The 14484-nt window shown below is 54.0% G+C and carries 15 protein-coding genes; 10 read left to right on the top strand and 5 right to left on the bottom strand.

The features are described from left to right. From BLQ59_RS03420 to ychF, 6 genes are all read left to right on the top strand, one after another. Window positions 1–1100, top strand: a 1100-nt coding sequence (locus tag BLQ59_RS03420; RefSeq protein WP_074571529.1) for a putative porin, incomplete at its 5' end; no start/stop codon positions are given. Window positions 1101–1586: 486 nt separating this feature from the next. Then, window positions 1587–3083: a glycerol kinase GlpK gene (gene glpK / locus BLQ59_RS03415; RefSeq protein ID WP_074571528.1), complete on the top strand. Its 1497-nt coding sequence runs from the start codon at window positions 1587–1589 to the stop codon at window positions 3081–3083. Window positions 3084–3129: 46 nt separating this feature from the next. Continuing rightward, entirely contained in the window at window positions 3130–3573 is a 444-nt protein-coding gene (gene rpiB, locus BLQ59_RS03410) for a ribose 5-phosphate isomerase B (RefSeq protein ID WP_074571527.1), read from the top strand. A 94-nt stretch (window positions 3574–3667) separates the two neighbouring features. Next, entirely contained in the window at window positions 3668–4921 is a 1254-nt protein-coding gene (gene glyA, locus BLQ59_RS03405; RefSeq protein ID WP_074571526.1) for a serine hydroxymethyltransferase, read from the top strand. Between the two features lie 14 nt (window positions 4922–4935). Beyond that, a complete protein-coding gene (upp, locus tag BLQ59_RS03400; RefSeq protein WP_074571525.1) occupies window positions 4936–5574 on the top strand; it encodes a uracil phosphoribosyltransferase in 639 nt (212 codons plus the stop codon). 72 nt (window positions 5575–5646) lie between these two features. Then, window positions 5647–6753, top strand: a complete 1107-nt coding sequence (ychF, locus tag BLQ59_RS03395; protein ID WP_074571524.1) for a redox-regulated ATPase YchF — start codon at window positions 5647–5649, stop codon at window positions 6751–6753. Window positions 6754–6772: 19 nt separating this feature from the next. Here ychF and BLQ59_RS03390 read toward each other — a convergent pair whose 3' ends face one another. Beyond that, window positions 6773–7567 (bottom strand): carbon-nitrogen family hydrolase, encoded by a 795-nt coding sequence (locus BLQ59_RS03390; RefSeq protein ID WP_074571523.1) that lies wholly within the window; start codon window positions 7565–7567, stop codon window positions 6773–6775. A gap of 27 nt (window positions 7568–7594) precedes the next feature. Between BLQ59_RS03390 and BLQ59_RS03385 the strand changes: the two genes are divergently transcribed. After that, window positions 7595–7792: a DUF951 domain-containing protein gene (locus BLQ59_RS03385; RefSeq protein WP_074571522.1), complete on the top strand. Its 198-nt coding sequence runs from the start codon at window positions 7595–7597 to the stop codon at window positions 7790–7792. Here the strand turns inward: BLQ59_RS03385 and BLQ59_RS03380 are convergent. From BLQ59_RS03380 to BLQ59_RS03370, 3 genes are all read right to left on the bottom strand, one after another. Next, complete coding sequence (locus BLQ59_RS03380) at window positions 7777–8106, bottom strand: hypothetical protein (protein ID WP_074571521.1); 330 nt, start codon at window positions 8104–8106, stop codon at window positions 7777–7779. The genes BLQ59_RS03385 and BLQ59_RS03380 overlap by 16 nt on opposite strands. 72 nt (window positions 8107–8178) lie before the next feature. After that, window positions 8179–8670, bottom strand: a complete 492-nt coding sequence (locus tag BLQ59_RS03375) for a Gx transporter family protein (protein WP_074571520.1) — start codon at window positions 8668–8670, stop codon at window positions 8179–8181. Between the two features lies 1 nt (window position 8671). Continuing rightward, complete coding sequence (locus BLQ59_RS03370; RefSeq protein ID WP_256324591.1) at window positions 8672–9034, bottom strand: NusG domain II-containing protein; 363 nt, start codon at window positions 9032–9034, stop codon at window positions 8672–8674. Between the two features lie 80 nt (window positions 9035–9114). Between BLQ59_RS03370 and alr the strand changes: the two genes are divergently transcribed. Further along, window positions 9115–10221: an alanine racemase gene (gene alr / locus BLQ59_RS03365; RefSeq protein WP_074571519.1), complete on the top strand. Its 1107-nt coding sequence runs from the start codon at window positions 9115–9117 to the stop codon at window positions 10219–10221. 46 nt (window positions 10222–10267) lie between these two features. Here the strand turns inward: alr and BLQ59_RS16315 are convergent, their stop codons facing one another. Then, window positions 10268–11641 (bottom strand): M15 family metallopeptidase, encoded by a 1374-nt coding sequence (locus BLQ59_RS16315; protein ID WP_074571518.1) that lies wholly within the window; start codon window positions 11639–11641, stop codon window positions 10268–10270. Between the two features lie 622 nt (window positions 11642–12263). Here BLQ59_RS16315 and BLQ59_RS03350 point away from each other — a divergent pair. Together BLQ59_RS03350 and panB are read left to right on the top strand one after the other, a co-directional pair. Then, on the top strand, window positions 12264–13133 hold the full coding sequence (locus BLQ59_RS03350; RefSeq protein WP_074571516.1) for a Rossmann-like and DUF2520 domain-containing protein: 870 nt from the start codon (window positions 12264–12266) through the stop codon (window positions 13131–13133). Continuing rightward, window positions 13130–13957, top strand: coding sequence for a 3-methyl-2-oxobutanoate hydroxymethyltransferase (gene panB / locus BLQ59_RS03345; RefSeq protein WP_074571515.1), 828 nt, complete (start codon window positions 13130–13132; stop codon window positions 13955–13957). Before BLQ59_RS03350 ends, panB begins: the two co-directional genes overlap by 4 nt. The last annotated feature ends 527 nt before the right edge of the window (window positions 13958–14484 follow it).

Below are 14484 nucleotides of genomic sequence, written 5' to 3'. Positions count from 1 at the left end.
CCGGCGTTGACAAAGCTCTGGTTGACAAACTGGCTGCTGAATTTGCTGAAGAACTCAACAACCTCGGTGTTCGCGTAAGCAACCTCGAACGCAATGCTGACATGGTAAAATGGAACGGCAAAGCTGAATACACTTACTGGAGCCATCGTGACAAAGATGCTCATACCAAAACAAACGACGATCAGCTTCTGTTCCGTCTCGAACCGAGCGCTGAAGTGAACAGCCACTGGCATGTAAATGCTCGTTTGGATGCATCCACGGATTTGGCAAAGGATACGGCTGGTGATAATCATGGTGACGCGCAGGACAGCAATGTTAAGCTGAAACGTATCTGGGCACAGGGTGAATATGGTAAGTTCCAGGTTAAACTGGGTAAATTTGCTTCCCTGAACGATGACAGCATCGCTGATACGCCGTTCTCCGGTGCTGAAGTTTCCTATGGTAAAGATGTAAAGGTTATCCTCGGTGCTGGTCGTCTGGATATCGATGATGTTGCTGTACCCGATAAGACTCGTGTTATTCCGGGGCTGAGAATGCTTTCCAAATCCATCGATAAGACGGCTAACTATCAGTATGCCGGTCTCGAAGTTACGAAAGGAAAGCTCTTTGGTGGTGCTTACTGGCATCATCTGAATGCTTCCAACTTCAATTATAAATCTGTTGAGTCTACGCTTATTCCGGGCTATATGGTTTGCGATCCCGCAGGTTACGCTAAGAAAGATACGGATGAATTCAACACCTGGATGCTGAAGGGCGCCTACACGTTCAGCAAGAACGTTGGTGTCAACGGCTTCTATGCACAGAACCATGATGCTGATTACTACAAGAAAGCCGGCAGTGTTGAAGTAACCTACAAAGGCGCTCAGAAAGAAAACAGAGGCACCTGGGGTGCATGGGTTGCATACCGTCACCTGGGCGTAAATGCTATCGTAGCTAGCCCTTGGGATGTTGTTGGCCTGAACCAGAAGGCTTGGGAAGTCGGCGGTAACTACACGATCTTCAAGAACGTTGTTGGTACGCTCCGTTATGGCCATGGCAAGGACCTCGATGATAAAAACAAGGTTGAAAATCTGTTCGGCCGCGTTGAATTCTTCTTCTAATCTTACGATTAGCAGGTATAACGCAAACAATAAGACCTCCGCTTTGGCGGAGGTCTTTTCTTGCAATTGGCAAGGAATTGTGGTAGACTAAGAGCAGATAAAAAAGACCACCGATAGACGGCGTGCTTCCTCGCTCGTTGGTTAGTATCGGCGTATATTGCTAAGAATAACCGTCAAGCTTGGAACCCTAGGCGGTTATTTCTGTTTCATCGCTAAAATGATAAGCAAAATCAGCAAAAGCTGCATAGTTGCGTCACTCATAACTATGACCTCGCTTTCTATTTAAGGATTACGATCCTTTCTGCGAGGAAAACAAGCCGCCTACCGAATTGGTGGTCGTCGCACATGGAGTGCGACAGATATATTTTAGCAGAATGCTGTTGCTTGTCAAGTTGCCCCCGTTTGACGGGGGCTTTTCTATTGCGCGGAAATCCTGCTTATTATATACTATTTATAGCGAATTTTGGAGTGAAGGAAGGGTTCTCTATGAGCGAAAAGTATGTTTTGGCGCTGGATTCGGGGACAATCAAGAACCGGGCTGTTATTTTCAACTCTAAGGGAGAAATGGTTTCCTATGCGGAGAAGAAGATCAGTGTGAACAAGCCGCATAAGGGCTGGGTGGAGCAGGACCCGGATGAAATCTGGAGCACGCAGATCTGGGCGGCCAAGGAGGCTATCCAGCTGGCCAATATCTCCCATCGGGATATTGCGGGCATCGGCGTGACCAATCAGCGGGAAACCACGATTGTCTGGAACAAGAACACGGGGCGTCCCGTTTATCCGGCCATCAGCTGGGAATCCCAGCAGACTGAGGGAATCTGCAAACGGCTGGTCGAGCAAGGTTTGCAGGAGGAGATCAAGCAAAAGACTTCCTTAATAATAAACCCGTATTTTTCGGCGACGAAACTCTGCTGGATCCTGGAGAATGTCTTGGGGGCCAGGGAGATGGCTGAAAATGGTGAATTGTTGTTCGGCACTGTGGATACCTGGATCATGTGGAAGCTCAGCGGCGGGGAAATCTTTGCCACGGATTATTCCAATGCCTCCCGTACCATGATGTTCAACCTGCGCAAGCTTGAATGGGACGAGGATATCCTCGAACAGCTGGGGATTCCCCGCCAGATGCTGCCGGAGGTCTGCCCATCCAGTCATGTGTTTGGCGAGACGGATGCGGCCATGATTGGTTCCCGCATTCCGATTGCGGGGTGTATCGGCAACCAGCAGGCTGATCTCTTCGGTGAGGCCTGCTTCAAGAAGGGCATGGCCAAGAACACCTATGGCGAGGGCTCGTTCTTCCTGATGAATGCGGGCAAGAAATACCATAGCTCGAAGAACGGTTTGATTACGACCATTGCCTGGGGCATTGGCAAGGAAATCACCTATGCGCTCGAAGGCAGCGTGTTCGTGTCCGGTGCGACGCTCAAATGGGTGAAGGAAGGCCTCGGCCTGATTGATTCCATGTCCGATTCCGAATGGCTGGCCAAGCAGGTGCCGGATTCGGATGGCGTGTACTTCGTGCCGGCCTTCCGCGGCCTGTCCGCACCTTATTGGGATACGGAAACCACGGGCATGATTATCGGCATTAATGAAGATACACAAAGAGCGCATATTGTGCGGGCTGCGCTGGAGGCACTGGCCTATCAGGTGCGCGATGTCTATGAATCGGTCGTTTCCGATACGGGCATGGAAATCAAGAGCCTGCATGTGGATGGCGGCGCGAGCCAGAATCATGCATTGATGCAGTTCCAGGCAGACCTTTTGAACATTCCGGTTATTCGTCCCTATATTGCCGAGACCACGGCATTGGGCGCGGCCTTTATGGCTGGTCTGGCCACGGGCGTTTGGGAAAGCGTTGACGAGCTCAAGAAGCTTTGGCGCGAAGGCATGCGCTTCAAACCGGCCATGAGCGAACGCGGCAGGGCCGCACTCTATGATGGCTGGCAGGAAGCCGTATCGCGCGTAATGGGGTGGCCGAACAAGTAAGTTTGTGCTACAATATAACCTAGTATGTAAGAAAGGCGGGAATCCTATGAAAATAACGATTGGCAGCGATCATGGCGCTGTGCAGTTAAAAGAAGAAGTCAAGATGGTGCTGAAGGAATACGGCGACATCGAAGTGACGGATGTGGGTACCTTTGGCACAGATTCGGTTGATTATCCCGATATTGCCGAAAAGGTCTGCGGCGATGTGGTAAGCGGCAAGGCTGACCGCGGTATTGTGCTCTGCGGCACGGGCATTGGTATTTCCATTGCGGCCAACAAGATCAAGGGCATTCGCTGCGCACTCTGCAACGATGTGTTCTCGGCCAAGATGAGCCGTCAGCACAACAATGCCAATGTGCTGGCTATGGGCGGCCGTGTGCTGGGCTTTGGCCCTGCGGGCGAAATCGTCCGGGCCTTCGTGGAAGGCGAGTTTGAAGGCGGCCGTCATGAACGCCGGGTAAACAAGATCATGGCACTGGAAAATAAGTAAGTCAAAGTAAATTTTAGTAAGTTTAAAGCAAGTTAGGTAGTGAAAGTAAGGTAAAGTTTTTTGGTCCGGGCCGATGGCCCAAAGGAGGAGTCTCATGAATCTTATGGAAATTCTGCAGCAGTCTGATCCGGAAGTAGCAAAGCACGTAGGAAGCGAGTTGAACCGTCAGCGGGAGAAGCTGGAACTTATCGCTTCGGAGAACATCGTGAGCCCGGCGGTTCTCGCCGCACAGGGCAGCGTGCTTACCAACAAGTACGCCGAAGGTTATCCCGGCAAGCGTTATTATGGCGGCTGCGAATTCGTGGATGAAGTGGAGACTCTGGCTATCGAACGGGCCAAGAAACTCTTTGGCGCGGAATACGCCAATGTGCAGCCGCATTCCGGTGCGCAGGCCAATATGGCGGTGTTCTTTGCGCTTTTGCAGCCCGGTGATACGGTCATGGGCATGAACCTCAACGATGGCGGCCATCTCACGCATGGTTCGCCGGTCAATATGTCCGGCAAGTATTTCCATATCGTGCCGTATGGTGTGGATAAGGAAACGGAAAAGATTGACTATGATGCCCTCGAGGCAAAAGCTAAGGAATGCAAGCCGAAGCTGATTGTGGCGGGGGCGTCTGCCTATGCCCGCACGCTTGATTTCCCGCGGCTGGCGGAAATCGCCCATGGCGTCGGTGCCTATCTGATGGTGGATATCGCGCATATCGCCGGCCTGGTGGCTGCGGGCATGCATCCGAGTCCGGTTCCTTATGCCGATGTGGTTACGACGACCACGCATAAGACCTTGCGCGGTCCCCGCGGCGGCATGATCCTCTGTAAGGATGCCGAATTTGGCAAGCAGTTCAACAAGGCTGTTTTCCCTGGCATCCAGGGCGGACCGCTGATGCACGTGATTGCGGCCAAGGCTGTGGCTTTGGGCGAAGCGCTCAAACCGGAATTCAAGGAATACGCGCAGCAGGTGGTGAAGAATGCAGCTGTCCTCGCCAAGACTTTGCAGGAGGAAGGCTTCCGCATCGTATCCGGCGGCACGGACAACCATCTGATGCTCGTTGACCTCACGAACAAGGGCATTACGGGCAAGGTGGCGCAGACGGTGCTCGATGAAGTCAACATCACCGCCAACCGCAACACCATCCCGTTTGAACCGCTGTCCCCGTTCGTGACCAGCGGCCTGCGCCTGGGCACGCCAGCTCTCACTACCCGTGGCTTTAAAGAAGCCGATTTGCAGGAAGTCGGCAAGATCATCGCCCTTGTCTTGAGCGATGTGGAAAATGAGGAAAAGAAAGCAGAAGCACGGCGCCGTGTAGCGGCCCTGTGCGAGAAATACCCGCTTTATGCAGGTATGTAAGAAGGAGAAAGAAAATGTCGGAAAAGCTTAATGTAACGGTAATCGATCATCCCCTGATTCAGCATAAACTCACCATGATGCGCCAGAAGGACACGGGCACGAAGGACTTCCGCGAGCTCTTAGAAGAAATCGCCATGCTCATGACCTATGAGATCACCCGTGATTTCCCGCTGAAGGACATCGAGATTGAAACGCCGGTGGCCAAATGCACGGCCAAGGTTCTCTCCGGTAAGAAAGTGGGCGTAGTGCCCATCCTGCGTGCCGGCCTCGGCATGCTGAACGGTGTCGTCAACATGATTCCCGCTGCTCGTGTCGGCCATGTCGGCATGTACCGCGATCCCAAGACGCTGAAGCCGGTGGAATATTACTGCAAGCTGCCCGGTGATGTGGAAGAACGCACGCTGATCGTGGTCGATCCCATGCTGGCAACCGGCGGCAGTGCCTCCGCAGCCCTGTCCCTGTTGAAGGAAAAGGGCGCACACAGCCTGACGCTGATGTGCCTCGTAGCTGCTCCGGAAGGCATCAAGGTCATCAACGAAGACCATCCGGATGTACCGGTTTATGTGGCTGCCGTTGACGAGAAGCTCAACGAAAAAGGCTACATCGTACCGGGCCTCGGCGATGCCGGCGACCGCATTTTCGGCACGTTGTAATAGTAAGAAAAAAGCAGGACCGAGATAGACTTCCCCTCGAGGGGAAGTCTTGATTAAAAAGGTGGAAAGAAATTGAGCAATTTAGAAGTAGGTATTGTGGGCCTGCCGAATGTCGGCAAGAGCACGCTCTTTAATGCCATTACCAAAGCTGGCGCAGAAGCGGCGAACTTCCCGTTCTGTACCATCGAACCCAATGTAGGTGTCGTGGCCGTTCCCGATGAACGACTGAACGTCCTGCATGAGATGTATGATTCCAAGAAGACCACGCCGGCTTCTGTCCGTTTCGTGGATATCGCGGGCCTCGTGAAGGGCGCAGCCAACGGCGAAGGCCTCGGCAACAAGTTCCTCGAACATATCCGCCAGGTGGATGCTGTGGCCCATGTGGTGCGCTGCTTTGACGATGCCAACATCACCCATGTGGAAGGCGGCGTCGATCCCCTGCGCGATATCGATATCATCCAGACGGAGCTCTGCCTGGCTGACCTCGAAGTCGTAGAAAAGCGCATCATGCGTCTGGCCAAGATTGCCAAGTCCGGCAACAAGGAAGCCAAGGTGGAGGATGAAATCCTGCGCCGCATCAAGGAAAGTCTTGACAACGGCAAGCCGGCCCGTCAGGTGGAACTCAGCGCGGATGACCTTGAGATGATCAAGGACATCAATCTGCTGACCTTGAAGCCGACGCTCTATGTCACCAATGTGGCAGAAGATGAAGTGGCTACGGCCTATGACGAGAATCCCTATGTCCAGAAGGTCAAGGAATTTGCCAAGGCCGAAAACGCTGAAGTCGTTGCTATCTCGGCCAAGGTAGAAGCCGAAATCGCTGAACTCGATGCCGAAGAGGCCAAGGCTTTCCTCGAAGACCTCGGCGAAAGCGAAAGCGGTCTGGACCGCCTGATCAAGGCAGCCTTTGACCTGCTCGGCCTGCAGACCTTCCTGACCGCCGGCCCGGACGAATGCCGTGCCTGGACTATCACCAAGGGCACGACGGCACCGAAAGCTGCCGGCAAGATTCACACGGACTTCGAACGCGGCTTTATCCGCGCCGAGATCGTCAACTATGATGACCTCGTAGCTAACGGCAGTGTCGCTGCTGCCCGCGAAAAAGGCCAGGTCCGTGTCGAAGGCAAGGACTATGTCATGCAGGATGGCGATGTGGTAAACTTCCGCTTCAACGTATGATTGCATAAGAAAAGCTCCCTTAACGGGAGCTTTTCTTGTAAAGTTCGGGACGGCGGTCGCCGAATACGTCCATGCTTTCTTTGATCTGGTTCTGGATCAGGAGCCGCAGATTGCCCTGCAGGATTTCTTCGCCTTCGCCGGCTTCGGCGAGAATCTCGCCCCAGGGGTCGATGATGGCGGAGTGTCCGGCCAACTGTTCTTCATTGCCATCGATGCCTGCTTCATTGCAGGCGATGACGAAAATCTGATTCTCGATGGCCCGGGCTCTTATCAAGGTCTGCCAGTGAATCAGGCGTTTGAGCGGCCAGGCGGCGGGCAGGAAGAGTATCTGTACGCCCTCCAGGGCGAGCTTGCGCACGGCTTCGGGGAAGCGCACGTCATAGCAGACCAGGATGCCGCATTTGATGCCATCGAGAGTGAAGGTCACGAGGCTGTCGCCGGCGGTGAAATCTTCATGCTCGCCGCTCGGGGAGAACAGGTGCGTCTTATGATAGGTGGCCAGCATGCGGCCAGTGCGGTCGAAGATATAGCTGGTGTTGAAGACCTTGTCGCCAATGGCGTTGGCCACGGTGCCGCCCACGACATTCACCTGATACTTGTTGGCGATGGTCGCGAGTGCCTTGCGGGTTTCCCGGCCATCGGCATCAGCATAGGAGAGGACGGGCTTAGGATAGAAGCCCAGCCGCCAAAGCTCCGGCAGGAGCAGCACATCGGGGCGTTCCTGCATGGCTTTGGCCGCTAGCCGGTAGAGCGCAGCGATATTGCGCTCTGGTTCGCCTAAGGCCACCTGCATCTGGATAACCGCAACTTTCATAAGTACCTCACACGAAAGGACAATAACATGGAAAAAATAACCTACGAATTAGGGGACATTGTCCGCCTGAAAAAGAAGCACCCCTGCGGCAGTTTTGAGTGGGAAATCCTGCGGACAGGCATGGACTTCCGGCTCAAATGCCAAGGGTGCGGACATCTTATCTTGATTCCCCGGACCAAGTTTGAAAAGATGGTCAAGGGGAAGGTGGATCAACCGAAGAACTGATAATAGAGATTCAGCAGGAACAGTGCCACAGCAAGGCCGATGGAGCCAAGGCTGGCGGCATTCACATAGGCTTTGATCTTTTCCGAGAAATTGCCATGACGGTAGAGATAGGTCAGCGTCAGGGACAAAGTCAGCAGGAAATACATGGCGCGGTTCGTGTTGTCAAACTGCTCCCAGCCAACAAAGGTCAGGATAAAGGTGATGCCGATCATGATCAACAGCAGATAATCCTTGCCCGGCTTATATTGCGGTTCTTCCTTTTTCACCGCTTTGGGATGCAGTTTGTTCTGCAGTTTCTTGTATTGTTTAGCCATAGTTCATAACTCCAATCTAAATAAATAATAGAAAACCTTCTCTAGTATAACATAGGGAAGGTTTTTTCGCTATCATTTATGCGCCGTCAGCTGGCAGATTTTTGCGGCCAGAACGCCGATGGCAAGGCCGGTGATGATGCCGCATATGCCAAGTACGGGCAGATAGCGGAAGAGGTTTACTGTATCTGCGGCCCAGGCGGCAACAAAGAGCTGCCCCAGATGGTGGGCAAAGCCGCCGGCGGCACTGACTCCGGGGATGGAGAAATGGCCAGTCCGCTTCAGCAGCCACATGGAGAGGAGGCTCAGCATCCCCCCGGCGATGCTGAAGAGGAAGATCGTTGGCCCGCCGCCGAAAAAGGCAGCCAGCAGGGTGCGCAGGAATATCAGCCAGGCGGTATCGCGCAGCCGGGGCAGGGTATAGAGGGCGTAGACCGTGACGATATTAGCCAGGCCGAGTTTTGCGCCTGGGGCGATAAAGGGAACGGGGATAAGGCCTTCGACCAGGAACAGCACGAGGGAAATGCCTGTCAGCAGGGCCAGATGGAGTTGTTCACGCAGATTCATATCAGTGTTCCTTGATTTCGATGATGAGTTTATGGGGCAGGCAGGCGATGACTTCCCCAGGCTGGCTGATGGCGCCGGTATGTACGCAGATTCTGTCAGGGCAGTCGGCTTCGATGATGGCGATTTTTTCGTTTTCGATGCGGATCAGATTGTGACATTCCCTGCTATCATGCTTGCAGGTCACGGGGATTTCCCGGCTGCCAGTATGGCCGGTCAGTTCGATGGTTTCGAGCACTTTGCCATCCTGCCGGATTTCGGCATAGACTGCGGCCGTAGGTTTGCCAAAGACAAACAGGGGGAGCAGGGAGGCGCAGATAAGCAGGGCAATCAGCACAATATCCGCTTTTTTCAGCATTTTCTTCATGTTTACATTATATAACGCTTTTGCTATACTTAAAAGGCAATTTGACAATATATGTAATGAGAAAAAGGAGCGCGATGAACATGCCGAATCGTCCGGCCTGGGCTGAAATCAATTTACAGGCGTTGCGTCATAACTATAGAGAGATAAAGAAACAACTGGCGGAGGGCGTGAAGATGTGCGCCGTCATCAAGGCCAATGCCTATGGTCATGGGGCGACGGTGGCGGCCCGCGTGGCGCTGGAGGAAGGGGCCTCCTATTTTGCGGTAGCGGCACTGTCCGAGGCCATCGAGTTGCGGCAGGCAGGCTTTACCACGCCGATTCTCGTGCTGGGACTCATCGATCCCAAGGATGCCGCCGAAGTCGTGGACTATGATATCACGCAGGTGGTCTGCGAACTGGAATTGGCTAAAGCTCTGTCGGCGGCGGCACAGGCGCAGGGCAAGCAGGTCAAGGTCCATCTGAAGGTGGATACGGGCATGGGGCGCATCGGCGTGCGCAAGGAAGAAATCGGTGCACTGGCCGCCGCCATTGCCAAACTGCCGCAGGTGGAGATTGAGGGCATGTTCTCCCATTTCGCCACGGCAGACCTCAAGGACAAGACTTATACAAAGGCGCAGCTGGCGGCCTTCCGGGAGGCTGTGGCAGCGGTGGAAGCGCAGGGCGTGAAGCTGGCCATCCGGCATATCGCTGAATCGGCGGCCATCCTGGAGATTCCCGAGGCGCATTTCGATATGGTTCGGGCTGGGATCATCCAGTATGGCCTCTGGCCCTCGGAGGAAGTCACGCATCCTATCGACCTGCAGCCGGTGATGACCTTGAAGGCGAAAATCACCTGGGTGAAGACACTGCAGGTGGGCGAGAGCATCGGCTATGGCCGCAAGTTCACTGCTGAGCGGGTAAGCCGCATCGCGACTTTGCCTTTGGGTTATGCGGATGGCTATCTGCGGCTCTATACCAAGTATGGCCATGTATTGATTCATGGGCAAAAGGCGCCTTTTGTGGGCGGCGGCTGCATGGATCAGATGATGGTGGATGTGACGGATATCCCCTCTGTGCAGATCGGGGATGAAGCAATCCTGTTCGGCACGCCGGAACTGACCATCGACGAAGTGGCCGGCTGGGGACAGACCATCAACTACGAAGTTCCCTGCCTGCTGGGAGCACGCATTCCACGCGTTTATAAATGAATATGAAAAATCCGTGCAGCCTAGCGTGCTTGCACGGATTTTTTCTTTAGAGGCTGCCGCCGAGATTGCTCAGGGAGTCAATCACGATTACACAGTCTTTTTGGACGTTCTGCAGGACATAGCGCATCTTTGCTTCCGGGATGGCCACGCAACCGCCGGTGAAGGGCTTGTGGCTGCCTAAGCAATGCAGGAAGATGGCCGAGCCTTTGCCGGGAGTGCCGGCCTCGTTGTAGCTGATATTCATGCAGTAGATATAGTGGGGATTGTAATCCACGATATGTTCACTGTTCTCTTTGTTGAGGCCGGGGAGCTGGCGGGCATCCACCATCTTGTTGTACTGCATACCGGGACTCCAGTCGCCGGACCAGTAGATGTTTTCATCCACCTGCTTGTAGGGGAAGGCCTTACAGCCGGGATCGGCACCAATGCCGAATGCTTCCGTGAAGTGGAAAGTGCCGACAGGCGTCCGGTTATCGCCTTCTTTGGTCTTGCCCAGGCCGTTCTTGCCGATATAGCCTGGCGTGCTCATAAGCTGCTGCCACTGGCCCTGCGTATCTTTCTGATGCAGGGATACCCAGGCCGTGGTCTGGCCGACAGCGCCGACGACGAAGAGCTGCTTGGCCGTCTTGGCGGCGGGCAGGTTGGCAACCCAGGCCGGAGAAGCTTTGGCGGTCAGATTGGACTGCGGGAGTTTTTCCACGGGGAACTGGAAGTAGGTGTTTGGATAGGGCTCATCCTTCAGGGTGAAATGCCACCATTCTTCTTCGAGCGGCTTGAAGCCGTGGCGCAGCATAGCTTCGCGCAGGATCATGCGGTTCTTGATCTGCTGTTTGGTGAGTTTGCCCGTGTAGTCGGGATGGGAGAGCTGCCCAAAGTAATCGAAGGTGCTGCCCATATCGACTTCTTTTTCGGTATTCATGTCAAAGAGGGTGAGATCCACCGTGCTGCCACGGCTATGGCCGGACTTTTCGGCAATATAGCCTTCGGCAAAGAGGCGGTTCTTTTCAACTTCCGGGTAGAAGTATTTCTTCATGCGTTTGTCATTCAGGTCTTCGGCCCAGCGGACAAAGTGGGAGACGGCCATCTGCGGACGGTACGCGTCGTAGATCTTGAGGCGGTAGCCCTGGGCTTTCAGGTCATCGGAAACTTCTTTCAAGGCGAGGGCTGCTTCGCGTGTCATCAGGGCACAGGGCTCATTGTAGCCGTCAATGCGCTCGCCGACAAAGTTGTAGGTGGAGTAGTAGCGGATTTCCTGGATCACATCCGGAACCACATCGGAAAGCACCACAAATCCGGAAGAATCGAGGGGGCTGACATCTTTCGCATCAGCCGCATCTGCTGGTCTTACAAGGCTGGAAAGCAGAAGTCCCAGCAGCAGGAAGGGCAGGAGAAGCCTGCCCCAAAAACGTTGAATGTTCATGGAAAAACCTCCTTTGCAATCATTACACCCTGTTCTATTCGGCAGAAATTGGAAATCTCCTGCTTATGAAGATGCGTGGCTCGGGGCTGGGGTGCTTACTTTTTGCCCCTGCGCTAAATGACTCCCTCGTAAATTCCGTTGACTTAGCGGCATGCTCCGGTCACCACGTCGCGGCTTTCAGCGTGATGTCCAGATTTTTTCGCTTAGGAGCCAGCCTGCGGCAGCGCGCTGCGGGCAAAAAGCAAGTACCCCAGCCCCAAGGTAAGCCGTGGCTTCGAGAGTTAACGGAAGTAAGTGACTACGGCGGCGGGGGCATATTGGGCGGGCGGAACGACTGCTCCGCTGGCTGGCGAAGAGAACAGGCAAGACACCTGAATGTCAATGCGCCGTGGTAACCGGCGCGAGTAACTGGATTCTCGTAAAAGTCATGCCAGACATTCAGTGCAGCCCGCCCAATATGTCCCCGCCGCCAGGCCTCGATGAAGGCCTCAATGAAGTCTAATTAATTGCAGAACGTTGCTTATTGTGCTAAAATGGCTCTTGATGGACGGTATTCCGTGAGGAAACTGTACTTATCTGTTTTGAATCGAAAAAGCGCATCCTCCCAAAATGAGGTGATGCGATGAAGATTGGTTTTATCGGAGCCGGCAAGGTCGGCTTCACGCTGGGAAAATATTTCCGCATGCATGGTGTTGAAGTTACAGGCTATTACAGCCGCAGCATTCAATCAGCAAAAGAGGCAGCAGATTTTACCCGGGCACAGGCTTTTACAAATGCAGAAGACCTGATAGCCACAAGTGATGTGCTTTTTTTCACGCTGCCGGACGGGGCGATTCGTGATGTTTACGAAGGGCTTCGTTCCGAAGAGATTCAAAATAAGATTTTTTGTCATTGCAGTGGCGCCCTGACCGCAGGTGAGGCGTTCCCTGATATTGAGCAATATGGAGCCACCGGCTTTTCCGTTCATCCGCTGTTCGCCGTAAGCGATAAATATCATGCTTACGAGGAACTGGCGGATGTTTTTTTTGCGCTGGAAGGTTCGGCGGCAAAGCTTTCCTTCATGGAAAGCTGGCTCAAAGGTCTGGGACTTGCCGTCAAGGTGATTGCGCCGGAGGCTAAAGTGAAGTATCACTGCGCGGCGGCGCTGGCCAGCAATTATGTGATTGCCCTGCTTTCCCTGAGCCGCGGGCTGTTGACGGAATGCGGATTTTCCGTTGAAGACGCGGAGGCGGCATTGCGGCCCTTATTCAGCGGCAATGCCCGGCATATGGCAGATGATGGCCTGGAAAAGGCACTGACCGGCCCTGTGGAGCGGGGCGATCTGGGCACGATCCGGAAACATCTGGCCTGTCTTTCGCCTGCGCAGGCGCAGCTTTACCGCCTGTTGGCGCAAAAGCTTGTGATGACAGCCGAACGCAAGAATCCAACACGGGATTACTCTTCCATCAAGGAGTTTTTGGAGACAGCGAACTTGAAAGGAAGATTTGCATGAAAAACACAGTAGCAACCTTTGCTAAAATGAAAGCCAATGGAGAAAAAATATCCATGCTGACCTGCTATGACTATTCCACGGCCAAGCTGGAGGAGGCTGCAGGCATCAATGCCATCCTGGTAGGGGATTCTTTGGGCAATGTGATGTTAGGCTTGCCGGATACGCTGTCGGTGACCATGGAGGATATGATCACCTATGGCCGTTCTGTGGCGCGGGCCTGCCATAATACGATGGTGGTCATCGATATGCCGTTCATGTCCTATCAGGTGTCTGTAGAACAGGCCGTGATGAATGCCGGCCGCCTGATGAAGGAAGGACGCGCCAATGCCGTGAAGCTCGAAGGCGGCGCGGCTGTCTGCCCGCAGATCAAGGCGATTACGGACGCAGGCATTCCTGTCGTGGCCCATCTGGGCCTGACGCCGCAGTCGGTCAATGCACTGGGGGGCAACCGGATTCAGGGCAAGAGCGAGGAAGCGGCCAAGAAACTGATTGAAGATGCGCTGGCCATTGAAAAGGCCGGGGCGTTTGCGCTGACGCTGGAATGCATTCCGGCACCGTTGGCCCAGCTGATCACGGATAAGCTTTCGATTCCAACCATCGGCATTGGGGCCGGGGCTGGCTGCGACGGGCAGATCCTCGTGTACCAGGATATGCTCGGGCTGTTCTCCGACTACACGCCGAAGTTCGCCAAACATTTCGCCGAGCTTGGGGCGCAGATGAAAGAAGCGTTTGCGGCTTATGTCAAGGAGGTGCAGGCAGGGACGTTCCCAGCTGAGGAACATACGTTCAAGATGGATGAGGATGTGCTGAATAAGCTCTATTGATAAGGTATGCGAAAAAATCTCATATAGAAAGAAACGGCCGTTGGCATTTTTGTCAACGGTCGTTTTATGTAAATTGCAGTTTGTTGGTGTGTGCTTGAATGCTGATTGTTACAACTCAGTGGGGCGGAGGCGGGGATACTTCTTCGCCGCTTCACTAAATGACCCGCCAGCAGTAGTACTTACTATTTTAGTTACCTGCGCCGGGCAGGCCGGCGGCGCGTATGTTCAGCTCAGTTTCCAGTAACGCCTGTTTGCGGGCCAGCCTTCACTTCGTTCAGGCAGTCGTTCCGTCGGCGAATAAGCATCCCCGCCTCCACCCAAAGGTATATCTGTGTCAAATGGCTAAGTCTCGGCTGTAAGCCGCAAGTACATCGATGTGCTTGTTACGGGGAGAAGCGAGTTTGTGCCGATAGCTAAATCCGTGTCTTGGGGCGAACGGGGGCGTGCTTTTGCTGTGGGAGCGACAGTCTGAGCGCAGCGAAGACCGGCCCGACAGAAAAAGTTGCTAGATAGCACGCTGAAAGACG

It is taken from the genome of Pseudoselenomonas ruminantium (genome assembly GCF_900104055.1).
GTDB lineage: Bacteria > Bacillota > Negativicutes > Selenomonadales > Selenomonadaceae > Selenomonas_A > Selenomonas_A ruminantium_C.
This window is presented reverse-complemented; position numbering and strand designations above follow the sequence as displayed.